The 24,119-nt window shown below is 67.9% G+C and carries 17 protein-coding genes; 5 read left to right on the top strand and 12 right to left on the bottom strand.

Going from position 1 to position 24,119, the window contains the following annotated elements; genetic code table 11:
* Positions 1-111 precede the first annotated feature (111 nt).
* On the top strand, positions 112-1,872 hold the full coding sequence (locus RS883_RS14900; protein ID WP_315760968.1) for a CocE/NonD family hydrolase: 1,761 nt from the start codon (positions 112-114) through the stop codon (positions 1,870-1,872).
* Between the two features lie 17 nt (positions 1,873-1,889).
* Positions 1,890-4,598, top strand: coding sequence for a TonB-dependent receptor domain-containing protein (locus RS883_RS14895; RefSeq protein ID WP_315760967.1), 2,709 nt, complete (start codon positions 1,890-1,892; stop codon positions 4,596-4,598).
* 202 nt (positions 4,599-4,800) lie between these two features.
* Here RS883_RS14895 and RS883_RS14890 read toward each other — a convergent pair whose 3' ends face one another.
* The 4 genes from RS883_RS14890 to RS883_RS14875 form a co-directional block, all read right to left on the bottom strand.
* Complete coding sequence (locus RS883_RS14890; protein WP_315760966.1) at positions 4,801-5,439, bottom strand: GntR family transcriptional regulator; 639 nt, start codon at positions 5,437-5,439, stop codon at positions 4,801-4,803.
* Positions 5,440-5,537: 98 nt separating this feature from the next.
* Positions 5,538-7,223 carry a carboxylesterase/lipase family protein gene (locus RS883_RS14885; protein ID WP_315760965.1) on the bottom strand — a complete coding sequence of 562 codons (1,686 nt, stop codon included), beginning with the start codon at positions 7,221-7,223 and terminating at the stop codon, positions 5,538-5,540.
* A 241-nt stretch (positions 7,224-7,464) separates the two neighbouring features.
* Entirely contained in the window at positions 7,465-8,886 is a 1,422-nt protein-coding gene (locus tag RS883_RS14880; protein WP_315760964.1) for an aldehyde dehydrogenase, read from the bottom strand.
* 124 nt (positions 8,887-9,010) lie between these two features.
* Complete coding sequence (locus tag RS883_RS14875; protein ID WP_315760963.1) at positions 9,011-11,989, bottom strand: TonB-dependent receptor plug domain-containing protein; 2,979 nt, start codon at positions 11,987-11,989, stop codon at positions 9,011-9,013.
* Positions 11,990-12,334: 345 nt separating this feature from the next.
* Between RS883_RS14875 and RS883_RS14870 the strand changes: the two genes are divergently transcribed.
* Together RS883_RS14870 and RS883_RS14865 are read left to right on the top strand one after the other, a co-directional pair.
* Positions 12,335-13,576, top strand: coding sequence for an MFS transporter (locus RS883_RS14870; protein ID WP_315760962.1), 1,242 nt, complete (start codon positions 12,335-12,337; stop codon positions 13,574-13,576).
* Positions 13,573-15,189 carry a glycoside hydrolase family 43 protein gene (locus tag RS883_RS14865; RefSeq protein WP_315760961.1) on the top strand — a complete coding sequence of 539 codons (1,617 nt, stop codon included), beginning with the start codon at positions 13,573-13,575 and terminating at the stop codon, positions 15,187-15,189. The genes RS883_RS14870 and RS883_RS14865 overlap by 4 nt, the downstream gene beginning before the upstream one ends.
* A gap of 107 nt (positions 15,190-15,296) precedes the next feature.
* Here the strand turns inward: RS883_RS14865 and RS883_RS14860 are convergent, their stop codons facing one another.
* The 8 genes from RS883_RS14860 to flgM all read right to left on the bottom strand — a co-directional run bounded on the left by RS883_RS14860 (position 15,297) and on the right by flgM (position 23,074).
* Complete coding sequence (locus RS883_RS14860) at positions 15,297-16,313, bottom strand: LacI family DNA-binding transcriptional regulator (RefSeq protein ID WP_315760960.1); 1,017 nt, start codon at positions 16,311-16,313, stop codon at positions 15,297-15,299.
* Between the two features lie 45 nt (positions 16,314-16,358).
* Positions 16,359-17,291 carry an alpha/beta hydrolase gene (locus tag RS883_RS14855; protein WP_409977355.1) on the bottom strand — a complete coding sequence of 311 codons (933 nt, stop codon included), beginning with the start codon at positions 17,289-17,291 and terminating at the stop codon, positions 16,359-16,361.
* 123 nt (positions 17,292-17,414) lie between these two features.
* Positions 17,415-18,161 (bottom strand): TonB family protein, encoded by a 747-nt coding sequence (locus RS883_RS14850; RefSeq protein WP_315760959.1) that lies wholly within the window; start codon positions 18,159-18,161, stop codon positions 17,415-17,417.
* A gap of 444 nt (positions 18,162-18,605) precedes the next feature.
* The gene (locus RS883_RS14845) at positions 18,606-19,334 is read right to left on the bottom strand and encodes a sigma-70 family RNA polymerase sigma factor (RefSeq protein ID WP_409977354.1); all 729 of its coding nucleotides are present in this window, start codon (positions 19,332-19,334) and stop codon (positions 18,606-18,608) included.
* A complete protein-coding gene (flhA, locus tag RS883_RS14840; protein WP_315760958.1) occupies positions 19,331-21,409 on the bottom strand; it encodes a flagellar biosynthesis protein FlhA in 2,079 nt (692 codons plus the stop codon). The genes RS883_RS14845 and flhA overlap by 4 nt, the downstream gene beginning before the upstream one ends.
* Positions 21,409-22,302: a lytic transglycosylase domain-containing protein gene (locus RS883_RS14835; RefSeq protein WP_315760957.1), complete on the bottom strand. Its 894-nt coding sequence runs from the start codon at positions 22,300-22,302 to the stop codon at positions 21,409-21,411. Before RS883_RS14835 ends, flhA begins: the two co-directional genes overlap by 1 nt.
* A gap of 171 nt (positions 22,303-22,473) precedes the next feature.
* Positions 22,474-22,779: a flagellar protein FlgN gene (locus tag RS883_RS14830; protein WP_315760956.1), complete on the bottom strand. Its 306-nt coding sequence runs from the start codon at positions 22,777-22,779 to the stop codon at positions 22,474-22,476.
* Positions 22,766-23,074 (bottom strand): flagellar biosynthesis anti-sigma factor FlgM, encoded by a 309-nt coding sequence (gene flgM / locus RS883_RS14825; protein ID WP_315760955.1) that lies wholly within the window; start codon positions 23,072-23,074, stop codon positions 22,766-22,768. Before flgM ends, RS883_RS14830 begins: the two co-directional genes overlap by 14 nt.
* A gap of 113 nt (positions 23,075-23,187) precedes the next feature.
* Here flgM and RS883_RS14820 point away from each other — a divergent pair, with 113 nt between their 5' ends.
* Positions 23,188-23,964, top strand: coding sequence for a formate/nitrite transporter family protein (locus tag RS883_RS14820; RefSeq protein WP_315760954.1), 777 nt, complete (start codon positions 23,188-23,190; stop codon positions 23,962-23,964).
* The last annotated feature ends 155 nt before the right edge of the window (positions 23,965-24,119 follow it).

Here is a 24,119-nt window from a genome sequence, read left to right as displayed (position 1 = left end):
GTCAACCATTTTGTTGACAATCCTGTCGACCTAGCTCATCACGCTGCCCGACGCCGCTTTTTCGCGGCACGACGACCCGCGCCAACGCGGGCAAGTTCGGGATGGAGAGCGATGCTGGGCCTGTCGAGCCGGAACGCCACGCTTGCCGCGCTGCTGGTTGCCGCGCCGGTGCTTGCGGCTGCGCAGGAGGCGCCGCCGCGCTATTCCGAAGTCGTGCGAAGCTCGCGCTATATCGCCGTGCGCGACGGCACGCGGCTGGCGATGCATGTCTATCGCCCCGCGGTGAATGGGCGTCCGGTGGCGGAGAAGCTGCCCGTCATCTTTGCCTTCACCCCCTATCGCGGGCGCTTCCGCGACAAGGACGGCAAGATCGTCGAGACCGCACAGTCGGCCGAGCTCGGGCTGAAGGGCATGACCGACCACGGATATGTCGTCGCGGTCGCCGACATTCGCGGCAAGGGCGCTTCGTTCGGTCGTCGCCGCGGCATGCAGGATCGGACCGAGGCGCAGGACGGCCGCGATCTGGTGGAATGGCTGGCGGCGCAGCCCTGGTCCAGCGGCAAGGTCGGAATGACCGGCTGCTCGTATTTGGGGGGCACTACGGTCCAGACCGCCAGCACCGCGCCGCCGCATTTGAAGGCGGTGTTCGCGGGCGCCAGCGATTTCGACAAATACGAGTTCGTGCGCGCGGGCGGCATCACCGGCCAGTTCAACACTCGGCCCGAAGACCCGCTGTCGGTCGATCTCGCGACACTGCCGCTCGACGAGGACAAGGACGGCAGCCTGCTCAAGGCCGCGGTCGCTCAGCATGCCGCCAACGATCCGATGGCGCTTCTCTGGAACACCATGCCCCATCGCGACAGCGTGTCGCGCTATACGCAGACGCGCTTCTGGGAAGAGGTGGGGCCGTACACCTATCTCGACACGCTCAAGCGCTCGGGCATCGCCTTCTACAATTGGGCGACCTGGCATGACGAGCCCGCGGCGCAGGTCATCATCGCCGCCGCGAACCTCAACGGGCGACTCCTCATGGGCCCCGGCAGCCATTGCGAGCCGCCGCCGGGCGTCGATCTGGGCCAGGTCCAGCGCGCCTTCTTCGACAAGCATCTGAAGGGGCTCGACAGCGGCATCGACCGCACCAAGCGCTATCGCTGGTGGGTGCTCGACGCGCCGGAGGCGGAGCGTTGGGTGGAGAGCGACACGCTGCCCGGCGTTGGCGTGACGCGGACCGCGCTCTATGCCGTCGGCGGCAAGAGTGGGACGGTGCGGTCGGCCAATGACGGCATGCTCGGCATGGGCGCAGGCGCTGCCGGCCGCGACGCCTTCACCACCGACTATGATGTGGCGAGCAAGGAATATTTCCCCTTCTGGCCCGCGGTGCTGGACGAAAAGGGGCTGACCTACACCAGTCCGCCGCTCGCCGCCGACGTCACCGTCACCGGTTTCCCGATCGCGCATGTCCGCGTGTCGAGCGACCAGCCCGCGGGCAACGTCTTCGTGTTCCTTGAGGAGGTCGCGCCGGACGGGAAGGCCGAGAACGTCGCCTTCGGTCGCCTGGCGCTCGCCAATCGCAAGCTGTCGAAGGCGCCCTACGACACGCTTGGCCTGCCCTGGCATTCGGGGCGACAGGCGGACGTCATGCCGGTGAAGCCGGGTGAGGCATACGATCTCGCCATCGCGCTGTCGCCCACGGCCAAGCGGTTCCGGGCCGGTCATCGCCTGCGCTTCTCGATCCGCGGCGCCGATCCGCGCCAGCGCAACATCGCCGAGATCGAGCGCAAGCCCGCCGAGACGATGACGATCGAGCGCGGACGCGCCACCCGCGTCGAGGTGCCGGCGCTGCAGCCGATCCGCTTCGCGACCACGAAATAAGACGAGGGGAGAGACACATGCGAGATCTGAAGGGAATGCCGGCCGCGCTCCGGCTCGGAACGGCGGCGATCGCGATGCTGGCGGCCATGCCCGCGCTCGCGCAGGAAGCGGTGCCGGACGAGGCGGAGAACACCTCGACCGAGCCCGCGCCCCAGCGGGAAGCGTCGCCCAATGACGGCGAGATCGTCGTCACCGGCACGCGCATCCGCGGCGTGGCGGCGGCAGGATCGCCGCAGCTGACGCTCGACCGCGGCGCAATCCGTGCGTCGAGCGCGGTCACCACCGACCGCCTGCTGCGTGAACTGCCGCAGGTATTCGACCTGGGCGTCTCCGAAAACTCGCGCGGCCAGTCGGGCGGCAACAGCAACATCACCTATGGCAACAGCGTCAACCTGCGCGGCATCGGCCCCTATGCGACGCTGCTGCTGGTCGACGGGCACCGGGTCGTCGGCAACAGCCGCTCGGCCGACCCGTCGATCATCCCGACGCTGGCGCTGGAGCGGGTCGAGGTCGTCGCCGACGGTTCGTCCGCCATCTATGGGTCGGATGCGGTGGCGGGCGTCGTCAACCTGATCCCGCGCCGCTCGCTCGACGGGATCGAGGCGTTGGCGCGGATGGGCGTTGCCGACAATTTCCACGAGGAGCAGTACGGCATCGCGCTCGGCAAGCGCTGGACCGGCGGCCAGGCGATGCTCGCCTATGAGCGCGTCTATCGCTCCAACCTGTCGGGCGACGATCGCGACTTCTTCACCAGCGACCAGCGCCGCTTCGGCGGCCGCGACTATCGCGTCCAGGAATGCACGCCCGGCAACATCGTCGCGGGCGGCGTCAGCTATGCGATCCCGCAGGGCGGCGTCACCCCGGCCAATGCGGGCGCTCTGGTCGCCGGCACGGCCAATCGCTGCGAGGCTGCCGCAGGTCAGGACCTGTTCCCGCAGACCGACTATCACAGCGTGGCGGGCACGTTCAGCCAGGACATCACCGACTGGCTGACGGTGCTGGCGGACGGCTATTTCTCGCACCGGGAGTTCTTCCGGAACCCGGCCTATGCGGTCGGCACGCTGACGGTGCCCAACACCAACGCCTTCTTCGTCGCGCCGCCGGGGACCAACCCCAGTTCGGTGCAGGTGCGCTACAACTTCGCCGACGATCTGGAGCGCGACGCCTCGTTCGGCTTTACCGAGACGTGGCAGGTGACAGGCGGCCTCCGCGTCAAGCTGCCCTGGGACTGGCGCCTCAACGCGCAGGTCAGCCACGGCAAGACGCGCGACATCTCCGACAGCCGCAACGGCATCAACAACGCCGCCTTGAACGCCGCGCTGGCCAGCAGCAACCCGGCAACGGCGTTCGATCCGTTTGGCCTCGGCCGGACCAGCCAAGCGGTGCTCGACGCAATCTCGGACCAGGTGTTCTACGCGCCGACGTTCAACAAGCTGACCGTCTATCAGGCCAATCTGGATGGTCCGCTGTTCAAGCTGGGCGGCAACGACATCCGCTTCGCCGCGGGCTATGAACGGCAGGAGATCGTCACTGACCTGGGTAGCCAGCGCGGCGCGCCGACTTCGGCGCTCACCTTCCGGACGTTTGATCGTCAGGTCGACAGCTTCTATGGCGAGCTCAACGTGCCGATCTTCGGCGCGGCCAACGCGACGCCGGGCTTCGAGCGGCTGATCCTGAATGCCGCGATCCGCCACGACCGCTACAGCGACGTCGGTTCGACAACCAATCCGAAGTTCGGCGCGATCTGGTCGCCGGTGCGCGGGCTCACCTTCCGCGGCAGCTATGGCACGTCGTTCCGCGCACCGATCTTCTCGCAGATCTATGGCAATTCGAACGCGTTGTTCGTTCAGCGCTATGTCGACCCGACGCAGGGTTCGGCGCTGGTGACGGGGCTTGCCCGTTCGGGGCCGAACCTGGACCTGGGGCCGGAGGAAGCGACGACCTGGACCGTGGGTGCCGATTGGGAGCCCGCGCCCAATGCCAAGCTCAGCCTCACCTATTTTGACGTCCTGTATGAGGGGCAGGTCGCGGGCTATCTCTCCGACCTGACTCTGCTCGGCAACGAGGCGGACTTCGCCGGCACCGGCATCATCTTCCGCGGCGAGGCGGCAGCGGCGGAGGTCGCGCGGCTGACGGGCTCGGGCATCCCGATCCTGGGCGTGCCGCCGTCGCCGGTCACGCTCTATATCGACGGGCGCAACTTCAACCTGGGCCGTTCGACGACCAAGGGTATCGACTTCCAGGCGATGTACCGGCTGGAGACCGCGGGCGCGGGGGCGTTCACGCTCAACGCCAACGGCACCTATCTGACCGAATACAAGCTGTCGGTGACGCCCGACGGGGTCGCCCGCGACCGACGCAACACGATCTTCAACCCGCTCACTTTCCGCGCCCGCGGATCGGTGGTCTGGGATCTGGACGACGTCAGCGCCCGGCTTCAGGTCACGCATGTCGGCGGATACGAGAACATCCTCATCACGCCGGTGGAGGACGTGAAGTCGTTCACCACCTTTGATCTCGGCGTCAATTTCGTCGTCGGCGACCCCCAGGCGTCGGGCTTCTTCGACAACGGCTTCACCTTCGGGATCGAGGCGGTGAACTTGTTCGACCGCAAGCCGCCCTATGTGAACCTCGCGCCCTCCGGCAACGGCAGCGGCGGGTATGATGCGACCGTCGCCAACCCGATCGGTCGCCTCATCTCGGTGAGCCTGCGCAAGACCTGGTGACCGCCAAGCCGTTCAGGGACTTCCCCAACTTGACCCCGGCCATCGTGCCGGGGTTTTTCTTGCCTCTGTTCCCCGGCGAAGGCCGGGGGCCGGTTGAGGCACGTTTCGGTTAGACGTTGAGCTACGCAGCACGGGCCTTCCCAACTGGACCCCGGCCTTCGCCGGGGAACAAGCTAGGAATGGGTGACCGAACGAGTGACCCCTACCGGTGGAATTCGGTGTCGAGCGCGCTCAGCGCGTCGAGGCCTTCGGCGATGTGGTCGCGCATCAGGCGCTCGGCGGCATCGGCATCGTTCGCCAGGATCGCCGCGGTGATGCGCCGGTGGCCGGCATTGGCAAGGTCGATGCGGTCAGAGGCGTAGAAGCTCTGGAACAGCAGGCGATAGAGCGGGACGCGCAGCCGCTCCAGGAAGCCGCGGATATATTCGTTGTCGGCGCCGTCGATGATGAGGCGATGCCATTCGTCGTTGAGCGCGGCGAACTGCTCGTGGTTGGCGCCGTGCTCGCAGCCGTTCAGCGCCTCCTGCAGGTCGCCGAGCTGTGCCTTCAGCTCGGGTGAGCCGAACGCTGCGAAGTCGTGCGCCGCCATCCCCTCGAGCGCCATGCGCGCGCGATAGATCTGGCGCAGCTCGTCAATGCCGAAGCGCTTGACCGAGGCGCCGCGAAACTCCTCGATAACGAGCAGGCCTTCGGACTCGAGCCGCTGCATCGCCTCGCGCACGCGGCTGCGCGACGCGCCCGTCTCGCGGATCACGTCCGCCTCGATCAGACGCTGTCCGGGGACGAAGCGGCCACGGCGGATCCGGTCGCGCAGCCACTCGACGACGTCACGCGAACTCACCGCCTCACTGCGGGCCGACAGGGATGAAGCTTCCTCCATCGGCCCACAATGTCACGATCGGCGCCGCCCAAGCAAGCGCGGGCGGCGGACCGTCGGGTTCAGGTCGTCAGCAGGATGCGCCGTGCGGCGCCCTCCGGGTCGTCGACCATGCGACAGCGATTGTCGAACACCATCGTCTGGCATCGTACCGGATCGGTCGGCGCCCAGGCGAGGCCCGGCTGGCTGGGATTGCCGGTCCGCGCGAAATTGGCGAATGATCGCGCGCACTTGGTCGCCAGCGCGCGCGCCTCCCGCGTGTCGCCCGTCCCCTGCTCGCAGCGCTTGGTATTGTCGAAGAAGAAGGCGAGCTCGGCGGTGTGCCACGCACCGGCAAACCCGTCGAGCTGCGGCGACTGCCACTGGAAATGATACTGATAGACGGGCGCACCGCCCTTTTCGTGCTTCAGGCGGACCATGCGCTGGACGTTGTTGCGCATGGTGAGTCCCTGCACGCCGTAGCTCAGCGTCCGGATCGCTTTCTCCGGATGAGCCTTCTTCATCGCGTCGACCAGCGCGCCCGCGCGCGTTTCGCCCATCGACTGCGCGAGTTGGGCGCGCCATTCGGCCTCGGTCGGGTTCTGGCTAAAGCGCATGCCCTCCTCGCTGGTCCCGCCGATCACGACGGGGACGCTGCGCGACGCATCGGGCGCGGCGTCGTAGTAGCTGCGCAGCGTAATCGAGCGACCGTCCATCGTCGGACCCCAGCCGACCCGCGGCGTGACCGGCGGTGGGCCGCCGGGGCCGGGAAGCCCGCGATTGGGCCCGTTGATCTCCCCCGCCACCGCACTGCCGACCTCGTTGAGCTTGGCCCACTCCATCTTCTGGAGCGCCTCGATCGCGCGGCGGCCGCTGCCGATGTCGAGCCGCTTGATGACGGCGCGGGCGAACTCGCGCGACTGGTCGCCGCTCGGGATGTTGCCGCCGCCGCCCGACATGACGATCGCGCGGCCGAACTGGCCTTTGGCGCTCTCCATGCCGAGCAGCGTCGTCACCTTGGACCCGCCGCCCGACTGGCCATAGATCATCACCTTGTCGGGATCGCCGCCGAACGAAGCGATGTTCTCCTGCACCCAGGCGAGCGCGGCGGTCAGGTCGGTCATCCCGACATTGACGCTGTCGGCATAGGGATCGCCGCCAAGCTCCGACACATCGAAGAAGCCGAGCACGTTGAGGCGGTGGTTGACCGACACCTGCACGACGTCGTGGTTGCGCGCCATCTGCGCACCCTCGTGGCTCGGCAGCTCATAGGCCGAGCCGAAGGCGAAGCCGCCGCCGTGAAAATAGACCATCACCGGGCGGTTGCCGGTAAGGGCAGGGGTCCAGACGTTGAGCTTCAGCATGTCCTCGCCGAGGAAGCCGTCGTCCCAGTCCTGTAGGAAGGTGTGCTCGATCGCGCGAAAGTTGTGGAGCCCCTGCGGGCAGTTGGCGCCATAGGTGAGCGCCATGTACGGATCGGTCCAGGGCTTTGGCGCCTTGGCTGGCAGCCAGCGATTGGCGCCGCCCGTGTCGTCGCCGTAAGGGATGCCCTTGAAGTGGTAGACGTCGCCCGCGATGAAGCCGCGGACGGGGCCGTAGCGGGTGCGGGCGATCGCGTTGCGGGGGGTGGAGGCGCCGCCCGGGCCGCTGTGCGCGCCGACCTTGACGCTGTCCGACGCCTCGGCGACGCCGGCGTTCGCGAGCAGCAGGCCAGCCGGCGCCGCGCCGAGCAATGCCCGCCGATCGAGGTTCATGCCCGTCCGCTTCATCCATCCTCTCCCGTTGCTATCCTATAGGATCAGCATGGCAGATGCGGGGGTGGGGCGCTAGGTTTGTGTCGGAGTAAATACCCGTTCTATCGTCACCCCGGACTTGTTCCGGGGTCCACGGACCCGCGAACTCAGCGGCGGCTTGGCTTGCGGAAAGGTGGACCCCGGAACAAGTCCGGGGTGACGAACAAGGGTGAGTGCTCCCGCGCAGGCGGGAGCACGGGTGCGTTGGTGGCTAATCTCAGATCGGGTAGTGCCCGGGCTCGGTCTCGATCGTGATCCAGCGCAGCTCGGTGAAGGCGTCGATGCCCGCGCGACCACCGAAGCGGCCATAGCCCGAAGCCTTGACGCCGCCGAACGGCATCTGCGCCTCGTCGTGCACGGTCGGACCGTTGACGTGGCAGATGCCCGACTTGATCCGCTTGGCGACGCGAAGGCCGCGCGCGGTGTCGCGCGTGAAGACCGAGGCGGACAGGCCGTATTCGGTGTCATTGGCAAGCTCGATCGCATGCGCCTCGTCACGCGCGCGGATTACGCCGACGACGGGGCCGAAGCTCTCGTCGCGGAACAGCTTCATCTCCGGCGTCACCTTGTCGATGACGTGCGCGGGCATCAGCACGCCGTTCGCCTCGCCGCCATTGACCTGGACCGCGCCCGCACCGACCGCATCGGCGATCAGGCTGCGGACATGGTCTACGGTCTTGGCGTCGACGACGGCGCCGAGCGGGGTCTTGCCCTCACGCGGGTCGCCGACCGGCATCGTCCCGACCTTGGCGGCGAACTTCTCGACAAAGGCGTCGGCCACGGCATCGACGACGATGATCCGCTCGGTCGACATGCAGATCTGGCCCTGGTTCATGAACGCGCCGAACGCCGCGGCCTTGACCGCCTCGTCCAGGTCCGCGTCGTCGAGGACGATCAGCGGCGCCTTGCCGCCCAGTTCGAGCAGCACCGGCTTCAGATGCTCGGCCGCGCGCTTGGCAATGATGCGCCCCACCGCGGTCGAGCCGGTAAAGTTGATGCGGCGCACATGCGGGTTGTCGATCAGCGCGCCGACGATCTCGCCCGCATCGGCGGGAGCGTTGGTGACGATCTGGACGACGCCCGCCGGCAGTGCCTCGGCAAACGCCTCTGCGATCAGCGAGTGGGTGCGCGGGCACTGCTCGCTCGCCTTGAGGACGACGGTGTTGCCGCAGGCGAGCGGCACGGCGATCGCGCGCACGCCCAGGATGATCGGTGCGTTCCAGGGCGCGATGCCGAGCATCACGCCGACGGGCTCGCGGATCGCCATCGCGATGCAGCCCGGCTTGTCGGAGGGGATGACTTCGCCGCCGATCTGCGTCGTCAGCGCGGCCGCCTCGCGCACCATGCCGACCGCGAGCATCAGGTTGAAGCGGGCCCAGCCCTCGGTCGCGCCGATCTCGCCCATCATCGCGTCGACAAAGGCGTCGGCCTTGCCCGCGAGCGCGTCGGCGGCCTTGGTCAGTGCCGCGCGGCGGGCGTTGGGGCCGAGTGCGCTCCAGGCGGGGAAGGCGGCCGCGGCGGCTTCGGCGGCCGCGTTCGCGTCGGCGACCGTGGCGGCACTGGCGGTGGTGGCGACTTCGCCCGTGACGGGGTTGAGGCGATCGAAGGTGCGCGCAGGCGCTTCGGCAAGCTCGGTCATGAGTCCTCTCGCGTTATTTGTTATGGGTCATAACTCCGCGCTGATCCGCCTGCAAGCGCCCAAGAAGAAAGGGTGGCCGCGCCGAAGCGCGACCACCCTCCAAGGTTCGCCGTGCGGCGGGGGCTCAGAATTTGAAGCGGACGCCCACCCGGTACGTGCGGCCAAGCGCATCGTAGAGTGCGGGATTCGAGAAGAAGGGCGACAGCGCCGGATCTTCGTCGAACAGGTTGTCGACCTTGAAATAGGCGGTGACCTCTTCGGTCAGGTTATAGGTGCCGCCCACGTCCATGTAGAAGGCGCCGGGGACGAAGTTGTCCTGCGGGCTGATCGTCTGACGGATCGGCGTCGAGATCGGGCAGCTGCCCGGATCGCACTCGACATAGTTGGTGTTGATGACGCCGCTCGTGAACCAGCGCTCCTGGAGCAGCAGCGAGAACTGGTCGTTCGAGTAGCTCTGCGTGACCAGCCACTTCCAGTTCGGCGTCGCGCCGAAGTTCTGGCCGGCGGAGTCGCTGGGGATGGTGCCGGGCAGACCGGTGTCGCTGACATACTTGGCAACGTGCGTCGCAAGGCCGCGCAGCACGAACTGACCCGGCAGGCCCAGCGGATTGCGCCACTGGTAGCTCGCCTCGATGTCGAAGCCTTCGGTCTCGATCGACGCAAAGTTGAACGACTGCACGTTGATGAAGTTCGGCCCGTTCGGGTTGTTCAGGTTGAACGAGTTACACGTCTGCGGAAGGATGTTGCCGAAGCAGTAGTTGACGATGTCACCTGCACCCAGGCTGCCGATGACGTCGTCGATCTTGATCTTGTACCAGTCGAACGAGGCGCTGAAGCCCGGCAGCCACGACGGGTTCGACAGCGCGATGCCCGCGGTGGTGTTCCGCGCCAGCTCCGGCGTGAGCGCCGGGTTGCCGACCGTGTACTGCAGCGCCAGCACGTTGCGGTTGTTGAAGGGGTCGAAGAAGTTCGGCAGCGTCGTCGTGACGGGCGCAGCGAACAGCTCCGACAGGTTGGGCGCGCGGATGTCGCGCGACGTCACGCCGCGGATGCGCAGGCCTTCGATCGGAAGCTCCCAGGTGCCGCCGATCTTCCACGCCCAGACGGTGCCCGAGGTCGAATAGTCGGTGACGCGAGCCGCACCGTTGATGTTCGCGCGGCCCAGCCCGTCCGAGTTGATGATCGGCAGGTCGACTTCGACGAACGCCTCACGGACGCTGTAGGCGCCGGTGCCGGGATAGTAGTTGCCCGCGTACCAGTTGGCACCGCCCGGCAGCAGCACCGGATCGACGGGGTAGTTGGCGTTGTCAGGCGCATTGCCCACGCCGCCGCCATAGGGATCGCCGTAGACCCGGTAGTATTCGTGACGGAACTCACCGCCGAACGCGAACGATACCGGGCCGGCCCACAGGTCGAAGGGCTGGCCCGAGAAGTTCAGGCTGACCACGTCCTGCGTCTGGCGCGTCCGCTGGAACGGGCCGTTCTCCGGCTGGACATAGCGCAGCGCCGCTTCCGACGGATTGCCGCCAATGATGTTGAGCGGCTGGCACCCGCTGGCGCGGGCGACGGGGTCGCGGCAGACGATCGTGCCGTTCAAGCTGATCGCGTCGATCGCCTGATTGAAGCGGCGCGACAGGTGGATGTTGTCGACGTCGATGTCGGTGTAGTTCGTGCCGTGCTCGAAATAGATGTCGTAGTTCCAGTCGCCGCCGAACACGGGCAGCTTGCCCTTGGCGCCGCCGACGAAGCGATACTGACGACGATCGGTATGGACCTGCGTGCTGCCGAGCGCGGCATTGCTGGTGCCGTAGCGGAAGCTGGTGATGCCGGCCGCGGCGCACTGGCTGCGGACGATCTGCGGCACGAACGGATTCTCGCACTGGATCGTCAGGTTGGGGCGGTTCTGGCCGTTGATCGGCTGGTTCTGCGTCTTCACCTGGCCAATGTTGACGCTGACATACAGCTCGTTGTTCGGCGCGAAGTCCCAGCCCAGGCGGGTATAGGCGTTCAGGCGCTCGATGCTCGACTTGATCGAGCGGCCCGAGTCGACGTTGCCCGAGACGTCGCCGCCCTGACAGAAGCCGAAGTCGCAGCCGCGGACGGTGCCGGCAGCGTCGCGAACGGGCACGCCGTTCGAGCCGTACTGGAACTGGAACGGGTTGCCCGCCTCATCAAAGGCGATGCCCTGAAGCGGGCCGGCGGTGATGAGGCCGTACTTGGTGAAGCCGATCGACTGCGCGAAGTCGCGCAGCACCAGCTGCGGATTGCCGTCGTTGGTGATGTTGCGGTTGACGAGCGTGCGCTGCGTGAACCAGTCGCGGCCACCGGCCAGGCCGATGCCGTAGGGGCCGGGGCCGACGCCCGCCTCGTTGCCATATTCGGTGCTGACGACCAGGTGCACCGTGTCGTTCAGGAAGCTCTTGCCGCCGGCCAGCTGGACGAGGACGGTCTCGTCGTCGGCATAGTCGGTGATGCTGCCCTGGACGTTGCCCTTCAGTCCCTCGAAGCGGGTGTCGGTGATGAAGTTGACGACGCCGCCGACCGCGTCCGAACCATAGGAAGCCGACGCGCCGCCGTTCACGACGTCGACGCGCTTGATGAGCAGCTGCGGGAACAGGCTGACGTCGGGAACGCCGGTAACGTTCGCACCGACGACGCGCTGGCCGTCGAGCAGCGTCAGCGTGCGGATCGCGCCCACGCCGCGCAGCGAGAACGAGCTGAGGCCCTGCTGACCGCTCGAGGTCGAGAAGGTGTTGGTCTGCGTGCCGCTCGAACCCTGAAGCGAGGGGAGCTGGGCGATGGTGGTGAAGACGTTCGGCTGCGCGTTGGCGGCGATCTGTTCTTCGCCAATCACCGTGGTCGGCGTCGGAGCGTTGAAGCCGCTCGACTGAATGCGCGAGCCGGTGACGACGATGTCCTGTGCGGCGCCGCTGTTGTCGGTCTGCTCGGCGGGCGGAAGCGCCTGCGGCTCGGCCGGGGCCGGCGCGGCGGCGTCCTGCGCGTAGGCTGGCGCGGCGATCATGCAGACGGCGAGGGCGGCGAAGCTGGCGGTGCCAAGGCGGCGCCACGGCGCACCGAAGCGATCGGTTGTTCGAACAGCCATGATATCTCTCCCTGTGACCCTTAGGGCCTTGTTGACGGCGGTTGCCGCAGCGCTCGAAGCCGCCCTCCTGCAGCAACGAACACAGATCATATACGATATGATACCCGGGCTTGCCAAGCGATTTTGATGCTTGCCGCGTCCGAATAGATAACGCTACCATTGGCTTCATGCGAAGGCGCGTTGCCAATGTCAATAGTCCGACTATACTTGGATGAACGGCGAGGGCACGGCGTGACGCAAAAGCCATAACAAGCGCGGCTTCCGCAGTTTAGCGGCAGGTCGACAGGGTAGGCGTCAGCAGCGATTTGCGCATGCGAATCGATGATGACGTTAACGGAGGGGTTGATGACGAGGACGATTCCACGGCTGCGGTGGACGATCATCGCGCTGTTCGTCGGCGCCATGGTCATCAACTATCTGGCGCGGTCGGTGCTGGGCGTTGCCGCGCCCGTGATCCTGACCGAGCAGGGCATCTCGAGTGAGCAATATGGCTGGATCACCGGCGCCTTCCAGATTGGCGTCATGTTCCAGCCGCTGGCCGGTTACGCGCTCGATGCGATCGGCCTGCGCGCCGGATTTGCGATGTTCGTCGCCGCCTGGTCGCTCATCACCATGGCGCATGCGTTCGCGAGCGGGTGGATGGGCTTTGCGGTGCTGCGCGGCGCGCTGGGCCTGGCCGAGGGATCGGCGCAGCCCGCGGGCCAGAAGCTGATCGCCGAATGGTTTCCCGCCAAGGAGCGCGGCGTCGCGGGCGGCATCTACAATATCGGCGCATCGTTCGGCGCGGTGTTCGCGCCGCCACTCGTCGCCTGGGCGGTGATGACGCAAAGCTGGCGACTGGCCTTCGTCGTCGCCGGCGGCATCGGGCTGGTCTGGGCGCTGTTCTGGTTCCTGTGGTTCCGCTCGCCGCAGCGCCATTTCGCGCTCGGCGCAGCGGAGCGCGACTATATCCTCAGCGGTCAGGAAGCTCGGCTGGCGGGCGGCGACAAGCCGCGGATGCTGGCGCTGCTGCGTCGCCGAGACCTGTGGGGGATCGCGCTGCCGCGAATGCTCGCCGATCCCGTCTGGGGCATGCTGAGCTTCTGGATGCCGCTCTATCTGGCGCGTGTCCGCGGCTTCGATCTGACGCAGATCGCGCTGTTCGCCTGGCTGCCCTTTCTGGCCGCCGACCTTGGCTGTCTGTTCGGGCCAGCGATCGTCGCGTTCCTTCAGCGGCGCGGGATCGAGCTGATCGACGCTCGCCGCTGGGCGTTCACCGTGGGTGCGGTGATGATGACCGGCATGGCGTTCGTTGGTATCGTTACCAACCCCTATGTCGCGATCGCCTTGCTGTGCCTGGGCGGTTTTGCGCACCAGACGCTGTCGGTCACCGTTATCACCATGGCGAGCGACCTTTTCCGCCGCAGCGAGGTCGCGACCGCCGCCGGCCTCGCGGGGTTCGCGGGCAATCTGGGCGTGCTCGTCTTCTCGCTTCTCCTGGGTCAGATGGTCGACGATGTCGGCTACGAGCCCTTCTTCGTCATCCTCGGCGTGCTCGATCTGATCGGCGCGCTTCTCCTCTGGACGCTGGTACGCAAGCCGCGATGAGCCACATTCGCAATCCCATCCTTCGGGGCTTCAACCCCGATCCCTCAATCGTGCGCGTGGGCGACGATTTCTATATCGCCACCTCGACGTTCGAGTGGTTTCCGGGCGTGCAGATCCACCACAGCCGCGATCTCGTGAACTGGCGAGTCGTCTCGCGCCCGCTGATGCGACCGACTCAGCTCGACCTGCGCGGCGACCCCGATTCGTGCGGCGTTTGGGCGCCCGACCTCACCTATGCACATGGGCGGTTCTGGCTCGTCTATACCGACGTGAAGCGTTACGGCACGACGACCGTGGACGGCGCCACCGGCGTGTCGCTGCGCGATTTCCGTAACTTCGTCGTCACTTGCGACACGATCGACGGCGAGTGGTCGGACCCGGTCTTCCTCAACGCCAGCGGCTTCGACCCGGCATTCTTCCACGACGAGGACGGCACGACCTGGCTCGCGAACATGCTGTGGGACCACCGCCCCGGTCGCGGGCGGTTCGCCGGGATCGTCATCCAGCGATACGATCGCGACGCCGCCGCGCTGGTGGGCGAGCCGCACATGATCTTCGAGGGGACCGAGCGCGGGTTTACCGAGGGGCCGCACCTCTATCAGCGGGACGGTTGGTACCATCTGCTCGTCGCCGAAGGAGGCACGGGCTGGAACCATGCCGTCGTCATGGCACGCTCGCGCGACCTGCTCGGCCCGTACGAGGTGCATCCCGACGGCGCGGTGCTGACCGCCAATGGCCGGCGCGAGGGCGCGATCGCCCGGGCGGGCCATGGCGATCTGGTCGAGCTTGCCGACGGGACGCCGTGGATCGCCTATCTGTGCGGCCGTCCGGTGGGGTCGAGCGAACGCTGCATCCTGGGCCGCGAGACGGCGATCCAGCCGATGCGCTGGGGCGAGGATGGCTGGCTCTATACGATCGCCGGCGATGCCGAGCCCGATCCGGCGCCGCCGGCACCCGCACTCGAGCCTGCGCCCTGGTCGGAGCCCGAATGGGACGGCGGCTTCGATGGGCCCGAATTGCCGCAGCCGCTGCAATGGCTGCGCACGCCCGAGCCTGCGCGGCTGTTCAGCCTGACCGAGCGGCCGGGGTTCCTGCGCCTCTACGGCCGCGACACCGTCGGCAGCCAGTTCGAGCAGGCGCTGGTCGCCCGCCGCCAGACCGACTTCCGCTATCGCGCATCGACTCGCATCGAGTTCGAACCCCGCGATTTCCAGGCCGCGGCCGGGCTGATCGCCTATTACAACAGCACCAAGTTCCACTACCTCCACATCAGCCGCGACGGCGACGAGCGCACGCTCCAGCTGATGAGCGCCTCGCCGGAGGTTGCCGGCGGGACGGTCGGCATGAGCATGCTCGCGACGCTGCCGGAGGGCCCTGTCGAGCTGTCGCTGGAGGTCGAGAACGTGACGCTCCGGTTCTTCTGGCGCGCGGGTGAGGGCGGCAATTGGCAACCGGCGGGCGAGGCGCTCGACGCCAGCATCCTGTCGGACGAGGCGACGCTGCCGGGCCTGCCCAACTTCACCGGCACGTTCGTCGGGGTTGCGTGTCAGGATATGAGCGGGCGGGGAACGCCGGCAGACTTCGCGTTCTTCAAGTACGAGGGCTTGGACTAGCGATCCGTTCGTGCTGAGCCTGTCGAAGCACGGGCCGCAAGCGTGGCGCCTGTTACACGCCCTTCGACAAGCTCAGGACGAACGGGAAGAGAGTCGCGGGAGCACGGCTAGGCCGGCGTTGCCGCCGACTGCCGCGTGACGATCTCGTGTTCGAGGATGCGGTCGCCGCCTTCGCCCGCGGCGCCGTCGCTCAGCACCAGCGCCATCGCTTCGGCGGCCAGACGGTGGACGGGCTGGTGGACCGTCGTCAGCGGCGGCCATAGCGTCACTGCCGCGGTGGTATCGTCGAAGCCGACCACCGACAGCTCGCCCGGCACGTCCAGATGGCGACGGTGCGCGACTGACACGACTGCCGCGGCCATGTCGTCGTTGCTCGCGAAGATCGCCGTCGGCGGCCGCTCGGCGCTCAGCAGATGCTCGCCCGCGGCAAGGCCGGAGGCATAGCTGAAGTCGCCCTGCGCCACACGGACGTCGACGCCGCCCGCCTCGCGAACCGCGGCGTAGAAGCCGGCCATGCGCTCGGCGCTTGCCGCCTGGTCGGGATTGCCGAGCACGAAGCCCAGTCGCCGATGGCCGAGTGCGAGCAGGTGGCGCGTCATCTCGTAGGCGGCGAGCCGGTCGTCGATCCGCACGCACATCGCGCCCGCGACACTGTGCGCGCCCACCGCCGCGATCGGACAGCCCGCGCGGCGCAGGATGCCGAGCACCGGCAGCGATTCGCCGAGCGGCGGGGCGACCACGAACCCGGCGACGCCGGTCTCGACCAGGTCCTCGATCGCCGACAGCGGCGGCGCGTGTCCCGCTTCGCCGCGCAGCAGGATGATGCGCGCGCCGCGCGTCGAGGCTTCCTCGAACACGCCGGTCAGGAACTCGCTCATGAACGCGCGGCTGGGATTGGAATAGAGCACGCCGACGCGCAGCTCGGTCGAGGTGACCAGGCTGCGCGCGGCGACGTTGGGGGTATAGTCCAGCGCGTCGATGGCGCGCTGGACCGCCGCGCGGGTTTCCGCTGCGACGCCGCTCTTGCCGTTGATGACGCGCGACACCGTCATCGGCGAGACGCCCGCTTCGGCCGCCACGTCGATGATCGTCGCGCCGCGCGCGCCGCGAGTTCCGTTCTTCACGGCCGCGCGTCTAGTGCGAAGATGCGCGGCCGGACAAGCGGATGTTCAACGCTTGGGTGCCAGGAACCCGTGCATGCCCAGCCATTTGCTGAACGCGTCGAACCAGCCGGTGCTGGTCGTCGCCTTCTGGTACATGCCGAAGCCGTGGCCGCCCTTTTCGTAGAGGTGGAATTCCACCGGGCGCTTGGCAGTCCGCCAGGCGTCGATCAGGCCATATTGCGGCTCGCCGAACAGTGGATCGTCGGCGGCGAGCGCGACGAACATCGGCGGCGCATCGGCGGGTGCCGGCATCGCGCCGAGCGGGCCATAGATGTTGCCGAGGAAGGCGGGCTTGGCATCCTGCCCGCGCAGCGCCGTCGCCATCGTCAGCATCGCGCCTGCGGAAAAGCCGACCATGCCGATCCGGTCGGGATCGATCTTCCACTCGCCCGCGCGGCGGCGGATGAGGGCGAAGGCGGCGCGGGCGTCGGCGATCTGGGGCGCGAGGTTCGCCATCGCCGCCTCCGGGCTGGGGCGGCTGGCGGGACGCGCGGCGGCCGAGAACATCTGCGTCATCGACCGCTCGAACCCGGCCATGTCGGCGGGCGTCTGGTTCAGGCGGTATTTGAGCACGAACGCCGCGACGCCCTGCGCGGCCAGCGCCTTGGCGACGTCCCAGCCCTCATTCTCCATCGACAATGTGCGAAAGCCGCCGCCGGGGGTCACGACCACCGCGGCGCCGGTCGCCTTGGCCGGGTCGGGCAGAAAGGGGGTGAGCGTCGCGACGGTGACGTTGCGCGCGAACACGCTCCCATATTGGCTGTGCCACGATTCCTTGGCGGTCGCGCCCGGCAGCTCGCCGGTGTCGAGCGTGATCGCGGTCGGCTGCGCCGGGATGGCGATCGGCGTCATCTTGTCGTTCTGTGCGAGCGCGGGCGTCCCCGCCGCCAGCATCAGCCCCGCCGCGACCAGCCGCAGCCTGTTTCCGAACCCCTTCATCATGCTCTCCCGTCATCGATTTCGATTGTTGTTCTTTACTCCTACAAAAATGCGCGCCGGCTGTCATCGCGATTCGAGGTCGGTACCGGCGCGGCTTTTGCCTCAAGGGCAGGGACAATCGTGTCAGTAGAACCGCGCCGCATCGTCCGCATCGGCCGGCGGCGCGTCTGTCGGCGCCATCACGAACTTGACGCGGTCGACACACCCCGTGCGGCCCTGCGCCGACGGCGCGAGGCGCGCCTGGCTTAGGATCTGTGTCGCCTGGCGACCGAAGTCGGCGGTGGGTTGTGCTTCGATGACCGAGGCATTGCCGATCTGGCCCCAGGGCGCGACGTCGTAGCGGACGATCGCCCAGCCCTCGATCCGGCGCCGGCGATAGGGTTCGGGGAAGCGGAGCGTCGGCGGCTGCGTCCAGTCGCGGCCATCCGGGCAGCTCGGCGGGGAATCGGCGATCGCCTCGCGCATCGGCGGCGCGGCGAGCGTGCCGGCGCTGCGCCAATAGGGATAGACGCACCCCGTCCGCGCGCCGCCCGAGAAGCGCGACGCGCGCATCGCCTTGATCGCGGCGGCGTCGAGCGCCCGGTTGCCGGTGCCCATCGACGAGCGGACGTTGATCGGCTTGCCCGATCGATCGGTGTCATAGGCGACGAGCGACCAGTCCTGAACGCCCGGCGTCGCCGCCACCTTAGGGAAGTCGGGCATCACGCGGGTCAGCGCGGCGGGACGGGGGCGGTCGGCGCAATTCCCCTCGGGTCTTAGCCGGTTCCAGCCGGCCTGGGGCAGGCGGCCGGTTCGCGGCGAGATGGTGTAGGAGACGAGATCCTCGACCGGCGCCTCATCGAGCGGACTCTGCTGCGGCGAGTAGGTCACGGTGCAATCGCGACGTTCGCGCGGGGCGAAGCGGCTGGCAGCTAGGGCGGCAGCGGCATCGTCCGCAATCGCCGGGACGCCCGCGCCTTCACGATCAATCGAAAGCGGTCGCCCATCCGATGATATGACAAACCGAAGCGTCACCGTATCGGGCCGAACCAACGCGCGTGGATAGAATAAGAGATTGTTCGGGCGCCGGATCGGCGTCCCTGTCACTTCCTGCCCGGCGCAGCGAACAGGGCCGGGTAGCCAGCGGGTCAGCTGCACTGGCGCGAGTGCCGGCTGACGATTGTCATCGAACATCGGGGATACGAGCGGGGCGACGGCCTGCGGGACGAACGCGGCGACGACGACGACGAAGATCGCAGGATTGGACACGCACCCTCCCGACTCAGTTCGGGTGAGAGCCTAGAGCCCGCCTATGTCACTGGCGAGACGTGGATTTCAGACGCGGCCCTTGAGCGCCTTCTTCAGCCGTGCATGCGCGCTTGCCTTGATCTGGCAGATGCGTGCGGCACCGACGCCGACCACCTGGCCGATCTCCTCGAGGTTCAGTTCCTCGACATAATAGAGCTGGATCACCAGCGCCTCGCGCTCGGGCAGGTCGGCGATGGCGCGGGCGAGCGCGTCGCGGGTGCCCATCTCGGCGAGTGCGGTGAACGCATCGGCCTCGTCGTCGGCGAACCAGGACAGCTCGTCCGAATAGACCTCGTCGATCGAATCGAACCGCACCGCCTCTGCCGTCGCGTAATCGAGGCGCAGTTTCTCGATCGTCACGCCCAGCCGCTCGGCGACCTCTTCCTCACGCGGCGCGCGGCCCAGCGCGTGGGTCAGTGCGGCGAGCGTGTCCTGATAGCGCCGCCGCCGCTTCATCGCGCCGCGGGTCAGCGTCGCCTGGCGCCGGAGCTCGTCGATCATCGCGCCGCGCACGCGCGTCATCGCGAAGTTGCGGAAGCTCGTCTCGCCGCGATCCTCGAAGCTGCGTGCCGCCTCGACCAGGGCGATCATGCCGATCTGGACGAGGTCCTCGACCTCGACGATGCTGCTCATGCTGCCATGGACGTGCCAGGCGACGCGGCGGACCATCGGCAGTTCGGCGCGGACCTGGGCCTCGACGTCGCGCACCGCGGGCGGGGTCGTGCGGGCATAGGTGAAGGGCGTCATGTCGTTCATGCCGGCAGCGCCCCCGGCGCGCCGATCACGGCGACGACCTCGACCGCCTTGTCCTCGGGCACTTCGAAGAAGCTCATCACCGGGGTGTCGGGCAGGCAGGACCGGACGAGCTTGCGGATCGCGACGCGGATCGAGGGCTGGACGACGAGGGCGAAGGGCTTGGCCTCGGCCATCAGCGGTTGGGCGGCGTGCTGGAGCGCGTCGACGATGCGGCGGCCGAGATCGGGCTCGATCGTGTGGCGGCGATGGACGTCGGCGCGCATCGCCTGACCCAGAAGCGCTTCGAGCTGGCCCTCCAGCGTCATGACGCGAAGCGGTTCGCGCACGCCGCACAGTTTCTGGACGATCAGCGCGCCGAGCTCGGGCCGGATCGCCTCGATCAATTCGTCGGCGTCGAGCGTGCGCTGCGATGCGACGGCGATCGCGGCGGCGATGCGGCGGAACTCCTTGAGCGGGATGTTCTCGGCCAGCAGCCCGCGCAGCACCTGCGTCAGCGTCGTGAGCGGCAGCGGCGCGGGGCAGAGCGCGGCGACCAGCGCGCCGGCGCGCTCCTTCAGGCCGTCGAGCAGCGACTGGACCTCGTCCGGGCCGAGCAGGTCGGCGGCATGCTGGATCAACTGGTGGTTGAGGTGCGTGGCGATCACGGTGCCGGGATCAACGACCAGATAGCCCATGCCCGTTGCCGCATCCGCATCGCCCGCGGCAATCCAGGTGGCGTCGAGGCCGAAGGTCGGGTCCTTCGCCGCCTTGCCATGCAGTTGGCCGACACCGGTGCCGGTGTTGAGCGCCAGCATCTCGTCGGGGCTCACCTGATCCTCGCCGACGACGACGCCGCCGACGACGATGCGATAGGTGAAGGGGGCCAGGTTGATGTCGTCGCGCACCCGCACCTGCGGCACGACGAAGCCGAGTTCCTTGGACAGCTGGCGGCGCACGCCGGTGATCCGGCTCATCAGCGGCGAGCCCTTGCGCTCGTCGACGAGCGGCACGAGGCCGTAACCGATGTCGAGCGTGACCTGCATGCCGTCGACCACCTCGTCCCAGCCGATCCGCGACAGGTCGGGCGCAGGGGCGGGCGCCTCGGGCGGGGGCGGGCGGTCGGCGATCTTCTTGAGGCGCCACGCACCGTATCCGGCGGCCGCCGCGGCCGGCAGGATGACGAGCGCGGGCATGCCGGGCAGCAGACCGAGCAGGCCCAGGATCGCCGCCACCGGCGTCCAGGTACGGTGCGAGGCGAACTGGCTGCCGATCTGGCCCGACAGGTCGTGGCTGGAGGTGACGCGGGTGACGATCGCGGCGGCGGCGATCGAGAGCATCAGCGCCGGGATCTGCGCGACGAGCGCGTCGCCGATCGCCAGCAGGATATAGTGCGAGGCGGCTTCGGACACCGACAGCTTGTGGCTGACGACGCCCAGGATCAGCCCGCCGACGATGTTGATCGCCAGGATCAGCAGGCCGGCGACGGCATCGCCCTTCACGAACTTGGACGAACCGTCCATCGAGCCGTAGAAATCGGCCTCGGTCGACACCTCAACGCGGCGTGCCCGCGCTTCGTCGGGGGTGATGAGCCCGGCGTTGAGGTCGGCGTCGATCGCCATCTGCTTGCCGGGGAGCGCGTCGAGCGTGAAGCGCGCCGACACTTCGGACACGCGGCCCGCACCCTTGGTCACGACGATCATGTTGATGATCATCAGGATCGCGAAGACGAGGATGCCGACGACATAGTCGCCGCCGATCAGGAACGTCCCGAACGCCTCGATCACATGGCCCGCCGCCGCCTCGCCCTCATGCCCGTGGACGAGCACGACGCGCGTCGAGGCGACGTTGAGGCCGAGGCGGAAAAGGGTGACGAAGAGGAGGACGGTAGGGAAGGACGAGAAGTCGAGCGGCTTCTGCGCGTTCAGGGCCACCATCAGCACGGCCAGGCTGAGCATGATGTTGGCAATGAAGAACACGTCGAGCAGCGCCGCCGGGATCGGCACGACCATCAGCACGACGAGCAGCAGGATCGCGCCCGGCAGCGCCATCGACCGCGTGGCGCCGGCAACGCCGCCCTTTGCGAAGGAAGCGAACATCAGGCCCCCAGCCGTGCGAGCATGAGATAGGCGAGACGCGCGGTTTCGGGCGTCGGGCGATAGGCGCTGGCCGCGGACGCGGTGCGCTCACCCGCGGGCGACCGGCCGCGCACGACGTTGAGGTTGGCGAGTGTCGTCTCGAGCCAGGTGTCGTCGCCGCCCTCCGCCTCGTTGCCGAGGATGACGTCGAGGCCGGGAATGCGCGGGCTGGTGTCGGCCTGCGCCAGCTGCATGCCGTCCGGCAGCGCGCGCGATGCCATTTCGGCGCCGCGGTCAAGCTTGCCGGCGAAGCGGTCGTAGATCTCGCCGAGCGAACGGGGGCGGCCGCCCTCGGCATAGAAGATCGTGCGGTTGGCGCGCGCGGCGGCGGGGAACATCGACGCGGCGGTGCGGTCGGGCGCGGCCTGCATCGCGCCGAGGAACTTCTTGGCGCCGCCGATGCCCAGGAAATGCGCCATATAGAGGTCAGTGCCCGTCGCTTCGCGGCCGAGCTGGTTCTCGAGCTCCGCCTTGTTGTCGGCGGCGTGCTCGGCGGCCATCAGCGATGCGGCGCGGGGATCGCTCCGGAGGCCCAGGATCGTCTGGCGGGTGCCGGCGTCGGCGACGTAATAGCGGCCGTTCGACCCGCGCTGGATCCGGTCGGCGGCCCAGCCCATGCCGTGCTCGGCGCCATGCTCCTTCATCACGCCCAGCCAGCTCTGTTCGATGAACTGGTAGAGGCCGGTCGCCGAGGAGGTGCGCGCGCGGGCGCCGGCGCGCATGCCGCTTTCGATCTGTGCCTGACCGAGCAGGTAGGAGAAGTCGATGCCCGTGCGCCGGCTCGCCTCGGCGATCGCCGAATGCGGGCTGGACGTCATCGGAATGTCCGCCGCCGCTGCGGCACGCATGTTCATTGCGGTATTGCCCCCGTGTGTGCGGGAGCATCAGCAAAGGGCGTGCCAGAACCGAAACCGTTTGCCCTGAGTAGCTGTTGAGCTTGTCGAAACAGCGTATCGAAGGGCTGCTTCGATACGGGCCTTCGCCTTCGCTCAGTCCCTACTCAGCACGAACGGCAATCTAACCAATTACGCGTACGCCCCCACCGCGTATGGCGCGACGGTCTGGCCGGCAAGCGATTGCAGCCGGCGGCGGACATTTGCCGCCATCAGGTTGACGTAGATGCGCGCGGTCTCGTTCAGCCGCTGCGCTTCCTGCGCCAGCGCGCGAACCTCGTCGGTCATCGGCTCGTGCTCGCACGCGGCGACGGTGTCGATATGGCCGAGCTTGGCCGCGGTCGCCCGCTCCAGCGCGCGCGCGTCGTTGGTCTTCAGTGCCGCGATCTCGGCATGAAGACAGTCGATGACCTGGATCAGGGCGTCACGCCGGTTCATCGGGTTTCCAGTTGAGCTTGAAGGCGAGCAGGCGGTCGGCGATGGTCGTGGGCACGATCGGGAAGCTGCCGTCCTCGACCGCCTTCTTGATCCGGGCGACGCGGTCCGCGTCCACCGGCGGCTTGGCCGCCAGGTCGCGCGCCGTCACCAGCGAGGCGGCGGCGACGCTCGCCTCCGCCTGCTTCGTCGCGTTCGCGACGCGCTGTACCGGGCGCAACGGCGAGACCGGCGTTGCCGCCGCCACGTTGCCGAACTTCGAACCGATTGGGTCCACCATCGTCAATTCGCTTTCCATGCGTGCCTGACAAATGGGGGTAACGACCGGTGTGCGCGGGACTTTAGGAAAAAATTAGGGCGCGAAATCACGCGGGCTTCGTTCATCTGGATCAAGCCGGAAGGGAGCCTTTAATGAGCGACGACGCGATCGGACCCGACATCGCCAAGAAGGCGCCCGACGCGTTCGAGAAGAAGGCGGAGGCGCCGCCGATGCGGATGGCGCTGCTAGCCGTATTGGCGGGCGCGTTCATCGCGTTCGGGTCGATCGGCTATCTGGTGGCACAGGCGGGCGGCGGGCCAGCGTCGGGCGCAACGCAGCTCCTGTCGGGCCTCGCCTTCTCGGTTGGACTGATCCTGGTCAGCATCACCGGTGCCGAGCTGTTCACGGGCAACACGATGTTCGTGCTCGCCGCCGAGCGCGGCGAGGTGGGCATCGGCCGGATGCTGGGCGCCTGGACGATCGTCTGGATCGGCAACCTGGTCGGCAGCGTCCTCGTCGCCGCCTTGTTCGTCGCGGCGGGCGGCGGGGCAGGGGTGGAGGACGGCGTCGCCGCCGCGGCGGTCGAGACCGCGACGACCAAGGTCGGCAAGGACATGGTCGCGTTGCTGGCGTCGGCGGTGCTCGCCAACATGCTCGTCTGCCTGGCGGTATGGATGGCGATGGGCGCCCAGTCGGTCGCGGGCAAGATCGTCGCGATCGTCGGCCCGATCACCGTCTTCGTCGCGGCGGGGCTGGAGCACTTGATCGCCAACCAGTCGCTGCTGACGATCGGCTGGTTGCTTCAGGACGGCGGGGCGATCACGATAGCGGGGATGTGGCGCAACCTGGCGCTGGCGACGGCGGGAAATATCGTCGGCGGCATGGGCGTGGCGCTGGCGTTCGGGCATGCGCAGTTGGGTGGGCGGTGAAGGGCTGGCATCTGTAAGCCGGATGTCTGCTTACGCCCATTTGCAGACATCGCTCTTGCTGGACAACTTGGCTGGATGAAACCTCGACACCGCCACTGCGCACTGCTTTCCGCCGACGCTAAGCTTCGTTTAGTGATCTATGACCGAGCAGACTT

Source organism: Sphingomonas sp. Y38-1Y (assembly GCF_032391395.1).
Taxonomy (GTDB): Bacteria; Pseudomonadota; Alphaproteobacteria; order Sphingomonadales; family Sphingomonadaceae; genus Sphingomonas.
The sequence above is the reverse complement of the archived record's forward strand: the minus strand, read 5'-3'. Positions and strand labels throughout refer to the sequence as shown.

Bases quoted from the DNA above. Each gene is read 5' to 3' on its own strand.
- RS883_RS14900 (WP_315760968.1), top strand. From the start codon at position 112: ATGCTGGGCCTGTCGAGCCGGAACGCCACGCTTGCCGCGCTGCTGGTT.
- RS883_RS14895 (WP_315760967.1), top strand. From the start codon at position 1,890: ATGCGAGATCTGAAGGGAATGCCGGCCGCGCTCCGGCTCGGAACGGCG.
- RS883_RS14885 (WP_315760965.1), bottom strand. From the start codon at position 7,223: ATGAAGCGGACGGGCATGAACCTCGATCGGCGGGCATTGCTCGGCGCG.
- RS883_RS14880 (WP_315760964.1), bottom strand. From the start codon at position 8,886: ATGACCGAGCTTGCCGAAGCGCCTGCGCGCACCTTCGATCGCCTCAAC.
- RS883_RS14875 (WP_315760963.1), bottom strand. From the start codon at position 11,989: ATGGCTGTTCGAACAACCGATCGCTTCGGTGCGCCGTGGCGCCGCCTT.
- RS883_RS14870 (WP_315760962.1), top strand. From the start codon at position 12,335: ATGACGAGGACGATTCCACGGCTGCGGTGGACGATCATCGCGCTGTTC.
- RS883_RS14865 (WP_315760961.1), top strand. From the start codon at position 13,573: ATGAGCCACATTCGCAATCCCATCCTTCGGGGCTTCAACCCCGATCCC.
- RS883_RS14855 (WP_409977355.1), bottom strand. From the start codon at position 17,291: ATGAAGGGGTTCGGAAACAGGCTGCGGCTGGTCGCGGCGGGGCTGATG.
- RS883_RS14845 (WP_409977354.1), bottom strand. From the start codon at position 19,334: ATGAACGACATGACGCCCTTCACCTATGCCCGCACGACCCCGCCCGCG.
- flhA (WP_315760958.1), bottom strand. From the start codon at position 21,409: ATGTTCGCTTCCTTCGCAAAGGGCGGCGTTGCCGGCGCCACGCGGTCG.
- RS883_RS14835 (WP_315760957.1), bottom strand. From the start codon at position 22,302: ATGAACATGCGTGCCGCAGCGGCGGCGGACATTCCGATGACGTCCAGC.
- RS883_RS14830 (WP_315760956.1), bottom strand. From the start codon at position 22,779: ATGAACCGGCGTGACGCCCTGATCCAGGTCATCGACTGTCTTCATGCC.
- flgM (WP_315760955.1), bottom strand. From the start codon at position 23,074: ATGGAAAGCGAATTGACGATGGTGGACCCAATCGGTTCGAAGTTCGGC.
- RS883_RS14820 (WP_315760954.1), top strand. From the start codon at position 23,188: ATGAGCGACGACGCGATCGGACCCGACATCGCCAAGAAGGCGCCCGAC.